The sequence below is a fragment of the Candidatus Neomarinimicrobiota bacterium genome, from assembly GCA_034716895.1.
In the GTDB taxonomy this organism is placed as follows: domain Bacteria; phylum Fidelibacterota; class UBA8477; order UBA8477; family JABMPR01; genus JABMPR01.
In genome coordinates, this window is sequence record JAYEKW010000256.1 from 43,990 (window position 1) to 55,749 (window position 11,760).

At 44.1% G+C, this 11,760-nt stretch carries 9 protein-coding genes; 3 read left to right on the plus strand and 6 right to left on the minus strand.

Annotated elements, in window-relative coordinates; all coding sequences use genetic code 11:
* Positions 1–16 precede the first annotated feature (16 nt).
* From U9Q77_14200 to U9Q77_14225, 6 genes are all read right to left on the minus strand, one after another.
* Positions 17–1,054 (minus strand): CapA family protein, encoded by a 1,038-nt coding sequence (locus U9Q77_14200; protein MEA3288506.1) that lies wholly within the window; start codon positions 1,052–1,054, stop codon positions 17–19.
* 440 nt (positions 1,055–1,494) lie between these two features.
* Positions 1,495–2,451: a M23 family metallopeptidase gene (locus U9Q77_14205; protein MEA3288507.1), complete on the minus strand. Its 957-nt coding sequence runs from the start codon at positions 2,449–2,451 to the stop codon at positions 1,495–1,497.
* A 131-nt stretch (positions 2,452–2,582) separates the two neighbouring features.
* Positions 2,583–2,990: a hypothetical protein gene (locus U9Q77_14210; protein ID MEA3288508.1), complete on the minus strand. Its 408-nt coding sequence runs from the start codon at positions 2,988–2,990 to the stop codon at positions 2,583–2,585.
* A gap of 77 nt (positions 2,991–3,067) precedes the next feature.
* Complete coding sequence (gene serA / locus U9Q77_14215) at positions 3,068–4,636, minus strand: phosphoglycerate dehydrogenase (protein ID MEA3288509.1); 1,569 nt, start codon at positions 4,634–4,636, stop codon at positions 3,068–3,070.
* Positions 4,633–5,709, minus strand: coding sequence for an alanine--glyoxylate aminotransferase family protein (locus tag U9Q77_14220; GenBank protein ID MEA3288510.1), 1,077 nt, complete (start codon positions 5,707–5,709; stop codon positions 4,633–4,635). The genes serA and U9Q77_14220 overlap by 4 nt, the downstream gene beginning before the upstream one ends.
* 3 nt (positions 5,710–5,712) lie before the next feature.
* Entirely contained in the window at positions 5,713–6,996 is a 1,284-nt protein-coding gene (locus tag U9Q77_14225) for a DUF1015 domain-containing protein (GenBank protein MEA3288511.1), read from the minus strand.
* A 69-nt stretch (positions 6,997–7,065) separates the two neighbouring features.
* Here U9Q77_14225 and U9Q77_14230 point away from each other — a divergent pair, with 69 nt between their 5' ends.
* The 3 genes from U9Q77_14230 to U9Q77_14240 all read left to right on the plus strand — a co-directional run bounded on the left by U9Q77_14230 (position 7,066) and on the right by U9Q77_14240 (position 11,623).
* Positions 7,066–8,436, plus strand: coding sequence for a DUF512 domain-containing protein (locus U9Q77_14230; protein ID MEA3288512.1), 1,371 nt, complete (start codon positions 7,066–7,068; stop codon positions 8,434–8,436).
* Positions 8,437–8,508: 72 nt separating this feature from the next.
* Positions 8,509–9,858, plus strand: coding sequence for a ribosome biogenesis GTPase Der (gene der / locus U9Q77_14235; protein ID MEA3288513.1), 1,350 nt, complete (start codon positions 8,509–8,511; stop codon positions 9,856–9,858).
* Positions 9,859–9,997: 139 nt separating this feature from the next.
* On the plus strand, positions 9,998–11,623 hold the full coding sequence (locus tag U9Q77_14240) for a T9SS type A sorting domain-containing protein (protein ID MEA3288514.1): 1,626 nt from the start codon (positions 9,998–10,000) through the stop codon (positions 11,621–11,623).
* The last annotated feature ends 137 nt before the right edge of the window (positions 11,624–11,760 follow it).

The following is an 11,760-nucleotide window of genomic DNA, read 5'->3' on the forward strand; positions in this document are numbered from 1 at the left end:
CGATCAATTCCTCTCACTATTCAAGCATCAAGTAGCCCTGAGAGTTGATCCGCACGCCTGTCTCCGGTAAATCAATACGCGAAAGTGAATCAACAAGGTGAGCAAAGCGATGTTCCCGATCCCAAAGCGGTACTCCCCAATATTTTTGTTCGATCGAGATGATCCGACCTGATATTAATACTCCTGTCTTACTAAGCTCTACTTCCAATATCCCGCCAAATCGTCGTTCTTCTTGCAGGTTGAAGCGTCCATAAGTAGCAAAATTAGCTAGTGAATAGGCAATCAATTTACCATGATAGACCTCCATGGCCCTCGCCACATGGGGTCCGTGACCGAAAACAAGGTCAGCTCCAGCATCCACCATTTGGTGGGTGAACTCCTTTAAATGTCCACGCTCCTCACCCATATATAATTCCATACTATCTGGTAGCGACATGGCGACCAATCCTTCAGCTCCACCGTGGATCGAAACAATAACCAGCTCATGTTCGCTTTTTAATTGAGCGATCATTTCAACAGCCGCAGGAATATCCAGGGAACTATTGCAATATCCCCCACTATGGAACGCAATAAATGCCACATTAAAACCGTTCACAATCTTGGTAGCAGAACTCCCAGGGCGACCTGACCATCCGATACTGAGTGAATCCAGTATTCTTTCAGTTCTGGTAACACAATCATAACCGAAGTCACCCACGTGATTGTTCGCCAGTGATAGAAAATCAAAACCGGCTGTTTTAAGATCTCCCCCATACATCTCAGGCATCCGAAACACGTAACAATCCAATGAATCCGGCTCACATTTATAGGTCGTCCCACTATCACAAAGCGTGCCTTCCAGGTTGCCTACCGTAAGATCTGCATCGCAAAGTACCGGGTTGATATATTTCAGGATATTACCTTTTGCTTCAGGTCTCAGGAATCCGGCTGGAGTAGCTGTCCCCAGCATGATATCCCCAACGGCCCGGATGCGAATTCCAGGTTCAGGATCAGCACCCGAGACAGCAGCCAAAGATACAAGTAGTAAGAGACATCGCAGGAATATTTTATTCATCAGATCCTATGTAATACCAAATTCAGCTCCAAATGGCCTGTAATTTCTTCATCTTTTACCGTTATACTTCACTTAATATTTTATCCATAGCTATGGCTATGCAAAAAACATGAAGATCGTATAACACTAAAATATTTTGAAATTAATAGACCCTTTAGAACTGAAATTGGTATAATTCCTTATTCTTGAGATTTGCTCAGCTTTGCCCCTGGATCTTCAGTGCTGCGGGACTTTGCCCTCACGCGTCGCTCTGGGGAGCTTTGCCGTGGTTAATCTAATAAATGCTTGCTTGCAGTTGCTCACCGGAATTCAACCTGTTTACCCGGCGTCGCTCTGGGGAGCTTTGCCGTGGTTAATCTAATAAATGCTTGCTTGCATTTATTAGATTAAAAAAAAACGTCCGGTATAACCGGACGTTGAATTGCATAATATTTTTGATCTTATAATTCGATCTTATCGAGCAAGAAATAGTGACGGGGATTCACTGGAACATTATTGACCCTTACCTCATAGTGAAGATGTGGACCGGTGCTCCGACCTGTATTCCCGGAGTATGCGATTAACTCTCCACGCTTCACGGTATCCCCAGGATTTACTGCATAGCGACTCAGATGGGCATATACCGTTTTTATTCCATATCCATGATTTAAAACAACAGTATTGCCATAGCCAGTGTTGCCTTTCCTGGATTTCACAATACCGTCAGCTGTTGCATAGACGGGTGTACCAGTTAAAACACCAAAATCCTGTCCATGATGCATCCGCCGTTTGCGGGTAAATGGATCTGTGCGAACCCCAAAACTGGATGTGAGATAGCCCCGATTAACTGGAGGAATAGAAGGCGTCTGCCGCAGGCGATCTATATCCTGGCTCAGCTTGGAATAGATTTGTTCATAACTATTGAGTTGTAGAGTGATCTCACGACCAAGACTGGCCATGTTACTTTCCAGCGAATTAACATCAAGATCAGTAACAGGTATAAGCTTGTCATAGCTCTGAATATAGTCATTTACTGCTCCACCAGTACCGCCAGCCCGAACATCGGCATCCACAGAGGGCAGGTTAGCATAAACTCTTAGTGCCTCATCCTGTACAACCAATTCAGTTAGCTGGATTTCAGCATCGTCAAGGCGAATCTTCAAGTCTTCCATGACCCGAACCAACTCTTTATTCTGACTTTTCAGACCCTGAACTTTTAAATTGTACTGTGCACTTGAAAGGCTTGAGAAGAAAAAAGCTCCCAGACCCATGATGGTGAATAAACCCACGAAACTCAAACCCAATACCCAAGTTTTCGGAAAGAAAAACTCGTTTACCAGATTCTTCTTGTCATTAATCAAGAAAAAGCGAAAGCCATCATCCCGTTTTGTGCTGATATTTCTCTTGTTTTGAGTCATTATTCCCAAGTTTATTCCTACATCCAGTTTTGACTGCGAAGTATACTCAGCAGCCTAATTGATAACAAGACTTTTTGAGCTGAAAATATGGCATCTCAATCTTAGTCAATGATCTACCCACAATCGGAAGCCTATTCTTTGATCTCAGCCTTTCCCTCTTCGTTTGCCACTTCATCGGCTTGAGCCACTTTTTCCTGCATCTCAGCATCTAATTCCTTGATAGATTTTACCAGGACCAGAAAATTTTCATGCTTTGCCAATTTGGCCAGACTGCTTTCTTCACTTAGATTAAATACCAACTCGCCAAGTTCTGAAAACACTTTGGTCCGACTTTTGTTCAATTGATGAATATCCAGTTTTATCTTGCCCAGTTTGGTTAATTCTTCAGCTTTTTCAGTGGCAATCTTACCATATTCTTCGGCTTTCTCCATTGCGGTAGACCCGAATTCACGCAGACCTTTGATCATGTCATCCATCAATTTTGACACCCGCTCCGATTTTACTTCTTCTTGTTCCGCTTGTTTTTTTTCTTCTGTCATTTTATCACCTCACGTTTTGATCATCGACTAAAGAATCCTACTCTGCAACCTGATTGATAATGATTTCCGCTAAATGGTCACGCGAGAAAATAACACTCTCTCACCGAATTAATACTTTTTAATTTTTCTATTAGCGTTGGATCCGGTACAGAATCACATTTGATCAACGATAGCGCATCCCCTGTCTGGCGACTGAGTGAATACTCAGCGATATTGATGTTTAAGCTTCCCAATAGAGTTCCAACTTCACCCACCACGCCTGGAACATCAGCATTAATAACCAGGATAAGAGGTCCATCCAACAGTACATCAACATGAAATTTGTTCACTTTAGTTAAACGCTGGCCGCCTTGAATGTCTGTATAGCCGGTCAATTCCCAGGCTTCTCCAGTAGCTGATTCAACCCGCACAGAGACTAGGTTTTTGACGTGACTCAGATCAGGATCATGTACAGTACTGAGTGAAATCCCCTTAGAATGGGCAATAGCCTGAGCATTGATCAGGTTAACAATGCCATCATAGCGATGCTCCATGATTCCCTCAAACGCTGAATAGACCAGGGGTTGGATATGCTCCGGGGACCCATTGTAACTAAGTCTCAAGGATCTGATAGCAGATGCATGCAGTGGATGTTGAAAACAACCGATGGCTCGGGCAAGCCCCAGAGTATCACCAATTGTTTTAAGAATACTCATATCTTTGATCGGCAAATTTATCGTATTGCTCAACTGCTCATGAAGTAAATAGTCCTTCATCTGAGTTGCTATCTGCTCAGCGACATTTTCACCAGCTTCATGTGTACTTGCACCAAGGTGAGGAGTCAGCACTATATTTTTGGCCTGGAGTAAAGGATTATCGATCGGGGGTTCCTCAGTATACACATCAATGGCTGCTCCAGCAATGCTCCCCTCGGCCAATGCTTCAGCTAAGTCAGATTCATTGACCAGACCTCCGCGAGCGCAGTTGACCAACATTGAGGAGGATTTCATTTTAGCCAGTTCCGCAGAGCTGATCAGATCAAGCGTATGCTTATTCCGTGGTAGATGCAGAGTTAGGATATCAGCTTGCTCAATAACTTCGTCGAGCTTTGCCACTGAAATATCCTTGACCATAAGTTGATCTTCCGACACGTAGGGATCATAGCCAATGACCTTCATTTGTAGCCCCAGAGCCCGTCTGGCAACTTCCTGTCCAATGCGTCCCAACCCCAGTACGCCAAGAGTCTTGCCGTTAAGTTCGGTGCCAACCAGAATTTTTCGATCCCAATGACCTGCTTTCAGAGAACTGTCACCGGCTGGAATGTTCCGCGCCAGGGACATCATCAAGGCTATGGTATGCTCAGCGGCGGAAATCGTATTACCACCTGGAGTATTCATCACCAGCACGCCGTGCGATGTGGCAGCCTCTATATCAATATTATCAATGCCGACACCAGCCCGTCCAATTGCTTTTAACTTGGTGGCCTGTTGGATCTTTTCAGCAGTAATAGTGGTTCCACTTCTAATGATCCAACCTTCAATATTCGGCAAAATAGCATTTAGCTTCTCGGCATCACCATCCAGGATCTCAATTACCTCCAACCCGGCATCGCTGAGGACAGCCTTACCTTTTGGAGACAAAGCATCAGTGATCAGAATCTTTTTCATCGTTTTTTGATAACCTCATCCAAGACACTGAGGACATCCTCAATATCTGTTATTTGCAGATCACCCATGTGGGCTAATCTGAATGTTTTTCCCTTCAGATCACCATAACCACCTGAGATCAGATAATTTCTTGCTCTCATCTCCTGTGCCAATGTGATCAGATCCAGATCGGATCTATTGCTGAAACATGTTAACGTTTGAGATTCGAATCCAGGTTGAGCAAAAAGACCAAATTGTTCCCGTCCCCATTCGCGCACTCTGGATGCCATTTTTCTATGGCGTTCAAATCGATTTTCCAATCCTTCGGCCTGGATACGGTCCAATTGAACCGCAAGTGCGAATAAATGCGGAATACTGGGAGTGATGGTGGTTTGCGATTTTTCACCTGCTTTATGCATCCGCGCAAAATCAAAATAATACCCCTTTTGGGAATCCGGAATGCTACGACACCGCTCCAATGCGCGATCAGATAATGACATAAGAGAAAAACCCGGTGGCAAACCCCAGGCTTTTTGAACACTGGCCAATGCCATATCAATGCCCCACTCATCAACTTTGATAGGTGCTCCCATCATGCCACTCACGGCATCTACCATGAGCAGAACCTTAGGGAATTTTTTAACAACCTCGCCGATCTCCGCCAAGGGATTCATGACACCAGTGGACGTTTCATTAAACACAACTGTTGCCAAGTCATAATCACCATTGGATAAGACTGATTCGACCTGTTGCGCAGTAGTGGCTTGCCCCCATTCAACTTTGAAAACATCCTGATTCAAACCACAAATTCGAGTGATGTCAGCTTGCCGTTGAGAAAACGCGCCACAAACAAAATTGGCTACCCGTTGACTGCTGAGATTGCGAACCCCCGCCTCCATCAAACCCGTGGCTGAGCTGGTTGATATCAACACTGTTTGTTTGGTGTAAAGGAAATCCTTAACACCATTGATAACCTTTGCCTGCAATTCCCGGTAATCAGCAGTGCGGTGCCCGATGGGGTATTGTGCCATTGCATCCAGAATCTCCTGGTCCACATGAGTGGGTCCGGGTATAAAAAGCTTTGGCTTATTCACTGTTTAGTCCTCCAATTCTCTAAAAACCAGACCCGTGGGTAATTTCGGAAAAAAATAGGTGCTTTTTTGAGGTAAGCGCAATCCCCGACCACCTATCTCAAACAAAATGTTGTTATCAGGATAATTCATGATCCAGCCAACCTGACAACCCGTTCGCAAAGATGTCCAAAAATCATCAATATCCCGATGGTATTCAATATAGCGATGTTGTCGAATATCCTCATCTGTGAGCTTTAGAATGGCTTTTAATATGATCTCCTCCAGAATAACAGTATCCATTTCAGCCAGAATTGGATCTTCCAGACGATGACGCAGGTCATTGAAAGCCGAGTCCTTCAAGTGCAGCGCAATTGGCTCACCGGCTTCATTGGCCATAATCAGGATTCGATGGTCATGATCTAGCTTTACATCTTCCGGATCCATTTGAAGAATATCAAAGTACTTGACTAATTCGTCCATCAGGATTTGATATGAGAAATTCGGCAGGTTCCGCAGACAACGATGCGTTGGATAGACTTTTAACCCGGTATCCTGAGCTGAGGCAAAATAGCCCATGACGTAATTGGCTTCGATCTCCGAAAAACCAGTTTCATTTAAACGTTGTCCCTGGTAAAGACTCAATGTCTCATAGCGATGGTGACCATCCGCAATAAACACAGGCTTCTCCTCCATCAGTTCCTCGACCTCTGCAATAACCTCTTCATTCTCAATGAGGTAACAGATATTCTCAACTCCGGTATCCTCATTTTTTCCAGTGAGCCTCAGGACAGCTTTGGAAACCGCTTCATCCAGCAATTTGATAATAGTATTCTCAGCATCTTGATAGGTGAAAAATATTTGAGAGAAGTTGGTTTTTGTTGTCGCAGTCAGACGGAGTCTATCCTTAATCGGTCCTTTGTGGGTCTTTTCATGCGCCCGAACTGTATCAGGACCGCAAGGTGCCAATGGCATCAACGCGATGAATCCCTTTCTTATATGCTGCTCCCCATCTGGACCGATGAAGAATTGATGGAGAAAGAATATCCCGGGTTGCTCTCTTTTTGTCAAGACACCCTCTTCGCGCCACTTTTTAAAAAGATCTCTGCTACCTCCATAGAAATCATCCTCATAATAATCTCCCTGCTTCTCCTCACCCAAGATAAGACGGGCGCTGTTATAGCGGGATCTGGAGAGAAAAAATCTTCTTTCTTCAGGTGAGATCACATCATACGGGGGCGAGATTAGATCAGATAGATTCGGGAAATTTTCGGGGTTATAAATAGTTCCGCAGAAGGAAAGGATGGACATAAGGTCACCTCTATTAAATTTTTACCCATAACATGGCTGAAAATTTAGACCTGCAAAACAGGAAGACAATTGGATAAATCATTAATTTGTGTCCGTTATTACCTTCATAAACATCAAATCGTTTCATCAGCGCAGCCTCCTGAATATATTCGCGCCATGAATATTGTGGCTATAACTCCCAGAACCCCGGCAGCAGCCATGGGTATTCAAGTCGGTGATGAACTTCTATCGATCAATGGTAGAAATATTGCAGATGTGATCGATTATGAGTTTTATGCAGCTGATGAAGAATTAGTGATTCTGATCAGAAGAGCCGGTATTGATCGTGAGATATCCATATCAAAGAGCCTGGATGAGGAACTTGGGATCATCATTGAACCCATGAAGATCCGCTCTTGTGCTAACAACTGTGTCTTCTGTTTTGCGCATCAGAATCCTCCTGGTGTCAGGGAATCCCTGAATTTCAAAGATGGTGATTTTCGCTTTAGTTTTCTCCATGGTCACTATATCACCATGACCAATATGGGTTCCAAACAATTGGAGCGAGTGGTCAAACAGCACTTGAGTCCCTTGTATATCAGTGTTCATGTCACCGATTCGGTATTACGTCAAAAGATGCTGTTATATGGCAAAGATGATACGCTTATGGATAAGCTGAAGTATCTTACCGATCACAACATTATGCTGCACACGCAAATCGTACTCTGTCCGGGTTGGAATGATGGTGAGGTTCTGCTTCGGACCATTGCGGATCTCAAGCAATTTACTCCTCAGATCCAATCCATATCCATTGTACCAGTTGGCATAACCAAATACCGTGATAACCTGCCTCATCTGGACTCCTACGACCAACCCAGTGCCAATGCGTTCATCAGTTGGTTTAAAACTCACGAAACTGAATTTAACGTAGTGGGAATTGAACGCTTTGTTTATCTCAGTGATGAATTCTTCATTCTGGCCGAAGTGCCCATCCCGGCTGACGATTATTATGGTGAGTTCTCCATGATTGAAAATGGTGTGGGACAATGCCGCGATTTCGCGAATCGTTTTGAAGCCAGCCGGTCTATGTTACCTCCGAAGTTAAAGCGACCAACGCACCTGGTTTTCCCCACTGGTACTCTCGGATATCCATTTCTAAAAAAGACCATCAGCAGTACTCTCGATAGAATTGGAAATCTGGAATTCGAGATCATTCCTATTCGAAATGAGTGGCTGGGTGCAGACCTGGTGACCGTGACCGGATTGTTGCCAGCTCGTGATATTGTTACTCAACTTCGATCAGTAGTCAAAGCAGACGCGATCTATCTTTCCTATCGCATGTTCAGCGAAGATGGTGTTACACTGGATGATCACACTCGCGAAGAGATGGAGCAAAAGCTGGGCATCCCCGTGTATATTCACCATGAAGATATGTTGGAGATCCTGAAACCATGGATGTAGGCATAAATTGCGGATTGTGTGCACATTTTTTTTCAAGTTGTCCTGTAAATATTTATAAGTAAACGGATCATTATGACCAATTCTACACTTCCTCAAACAACTACCAAAATGAGATTGCCAGTTGTTGCTATCGTGGGACGACCCAATGTTGGAAAATCCACTCTTTTCAATCGAATTGTTGGTAAACGACTATCCATCGTTCATGAACGTGAAGGTGTCACCCGTGACCGCATGGCCATTGAAACTGACTGGGCCGGGTATTCATTTTTTCTGGTTGATACGGGTGGCTATATTCCCAAGAGTGAGGACATCATTGATAGGGAGGTTCGGAAGCAGGCTATTATCGCAATCGATGAAGCTGACGTAATCATGTTAATGGTTGATTCCATGGTCGGCATTACCTGGGAAGATGAAGAAATTGTCAAACGCGCCAGACGCTCGAAAAAACCTCTGGTGCTCCTGGCTAACAAAGCCGACAATAACGAACTTGAGAACCAAACTCATGTATTCTATCAATTGGGTTTGGGAGAAGTTTTTCCTGTCAGTGCTCTAAATGGTCGTAGCATTGGGGATGCTCTGGATAAGGTTGTCTCCACTTTCGAGGAAATTCAGATCGAAGAGAAAGTGGATGAGAATGTGATCCGCTTTGCAATTGTCGGCATGCCCAATGCTGGTAAATCCAGTCTTACCAATGCGCTCCTGGGTGAAGAGCGCCAAATTGTTACTGATATTCCAGGGACAACCAGGGATTCCATCAATACAAGTTTCAAATATTATGATCAAACTTATGAAATGATCGACACAGCTGGTTTGCGACGCAAGGCCAAAGTGAGTGACTCCCTTGAGTACTATAGCTCAATTCGTACTCAGCAAGCTATTAAGAGTGCTGATGTGGTCATCGTATTGATTGATGCCGAAAAGGGTTTTGTTTCCCATGATGCCAGAGTGATGGAAGAGGTGATCAGTGCGGGAAAAGGCTTGATCGTTGGTGTAAATAAGTGGGATTTGATCAAAAAATCGACCAACACCATGCGGGATATGAAACAGGCCATGGTCGATGACATGTATGCGTTAAGACATTATCCCATTCAATTCATTTCCATTCTGGAGCGACGCAGGATGTTCAAATTGGTGGATCTTGTTAAACAGATCCATGAAGAACAACAGAAACGCATCCAGACCCGCCAGCTCAATCTCTTTCTGGAGGATGTGGTTGCCCGGTTGCAGCCGGCGGCACCCCGCGGTAAAGAAATAAAGTTGAACTATTGCTCCCAGGTAGCCGTTGAACCACCTGTGATCGTTATTTTTACAAATCATCCTGACCTGATCAAAACTGCCTATAAACGCTATATTGAGAACCGTTTCAGGGAGTTGTTTGGCTTTGAAGGGGTTCCTGTCCGAATTGCTTTCAGGAAAAAATAGCCGATCATCAAACTGGTCCTGTAAAGGTTTTATCTAACCACAGAGAGCACAGAGGGCACAGAGAATTATATTGGAAACACAGCTAATAAAAACCATACCCTGTTCTTTGCCACTGCAAAGTTGTACTCTTTTCAGGTTCTTGAAAAAAAGATGGACCTCTGATGAACCCACTGGCAATTATTCTCAGGGAATAGTAAGTTTTCAACCGATGAAAGCATTTTGTATTTTGCTTATTCTGATCATTCTTGTTCCAAACCTGTGGAGTCAGGAAATCCGGGCTCATAAATGTGGGTTTGGTGATCCAGAACTGAGGCTGAGTAAGCGAGCTTCACCTCAGTTAAGAAACCTGGACTTTCTAGATGAGTCTATTCTCAGTCCCAGTGGTGAATTCAGAATTCATTTCACTCGAACTGGTAGTCATGCTGTTCTCGGAGGAGAAAGCAGTGGGACACCTGAATTTGTCACTGAAGCGGCCATAGCAGCCGACTCGGCTTATTCAATACTGGTAGGTGAATTGGGGTTTCTGCCCCCGCTACCGGACGGAAACATAGATGGATCCGAACTGGATATCTATATTAAAAACTGGGGTGGTTCCTATTATGGAATGACCTATTTCGGTAATTCAGCACCTTCGCCAGCTTACCTGGTGATAGATAACGACTACACCGAAGCCTCCTATACTACTTCCGGTCTTCAGGCACTGCGTGTAACTATTGCTCATGAATTTTTTCATATGGTACAGGTGCGCTATGCTTATCCAGGTGAATTGAACTGGGATAATGTCTACTGGTATGAGATATCCAGCGTCTGGTTTGAGGAATACTGTTACCCCGAAGTGAACGATTATCTGGCTTATGTTGAGACCAATTTTAACGCTTCCCAGTTCCCGGCTTTGGATAGTTACAATTATATGTACGGTCATGGCATTTATGGACAAGTTCTGGACAAAGAGTACGGAACCCGGGAGAATAAGCATATCATGCTTGACCTCTGGGAAAACTTATCCAATAAAAATGCCATGGACAACCTGGAACAGATCTTAAGCTCCTCTCCTTGGAATTCGAGTCTTACAGATGCTTTAAGCAAATATGCCTTGTACAATGTTTTTACAGGTTCTCGGACAATAGCCGGACTCTATTATGATGATGCGATCGAACTTATTGAAGTGCATACTCAGCAGTATGATATTCCTCTGGATTACACTGCATCCTTCGACTTTGCCCTGGGTGAATTGGAGATATCTTATCGAACGTTCACTATCCCCGGTTCCAACGATTTTTACACCAGGGGGATCGATCTGGATCCTGATCAACGCGCATTTCTAACCTATCATGATCCAACAGCTGGATCATCTCTAAAAGGTGCCCTGGAAGCGTTTTGGGTTCCCTGTTCAAATGTGAGTGACCAGGACTACCTTCTCTTTCCTTTGATCAATGGGAACAGGGAAGATGGTGCTGAGTTCACTCTGTCATTTGAAGCAAATACGCTGGGCTTGGAGGATACTATCCAGACTTTATGGCCTAATCCGAGTATGTTGAAAAATGGTCCGATCCACTTGAACGTTATCCTCTCATCATCGGGTACTTTAAAATTCAATGTCTATAATATCCTGGGGCAACCTGTATATCAGGAGGAATTCGATAGACCAAAAGGGATCCATATTCTGGACCTGAAGCTTCCAGCAGATACGCCATCTGGGATCTATTTTCTCAAGTTGATTTCCGATAAACAGGTAATGAGTCGAAAATTTACGGTGCTCAAATGAGTGATACTTCCTGGTTTCAACCAACTGAGATTTGTGAACACCAAACCAGGATCAAGGCTTCCCGCTTTATCGCAGAACTTTTCCCTGTCAAGAATGAGGATGAAATTCAGAATCATCTGAATGAAGTAAAAAAGCGA

Excerpts from the sequence above, each read along its gene's own strand:
- U9Q77_14200 (MEA3288506.1), bottom strand. The coding sequence starts at position 1,054 with ATGAATAAAATATTCCTGCGATGTCTCTTACTACTTGTATCTTTGGCT.
- serA (MEA3288509.1), bottom strand. The coding sequence starts at position 4,636 with ATGAAAAAGATTCTGATCACTGATGCTTTGTCTCCAAAAGGTAAGGCT.
- U9Q77_14225 (MEA3288511.1), bottom strand. The coding sequence starts at position 6,996 with ATGTCCATCCTTTCCTTCTGCGGAACTATTTATAACCCCGAAAATTTC.
- U9Q77_14210 (MEA3288508.1), bottom strand. The coding sequence starts at position 2,990 with ATGACAGAAGAAAAAAAACAAGCGGAACAAGAAGAAGTAAAATCGGAG.
- der (MEA3288513.1), top strand. The coding sequence starts at position 8,509 with ATGACCAATTCTACACTTCCTCAAACAACTACCAAAATGAGATTGCCA.
- U9Q77_14205 (MEA3288507.1), bottom strand. The coding sequence starts at position 2,451 with ATGACTCAAAACAAGAGAAATATCAGCACAAAACGGGATGATGGCTTT.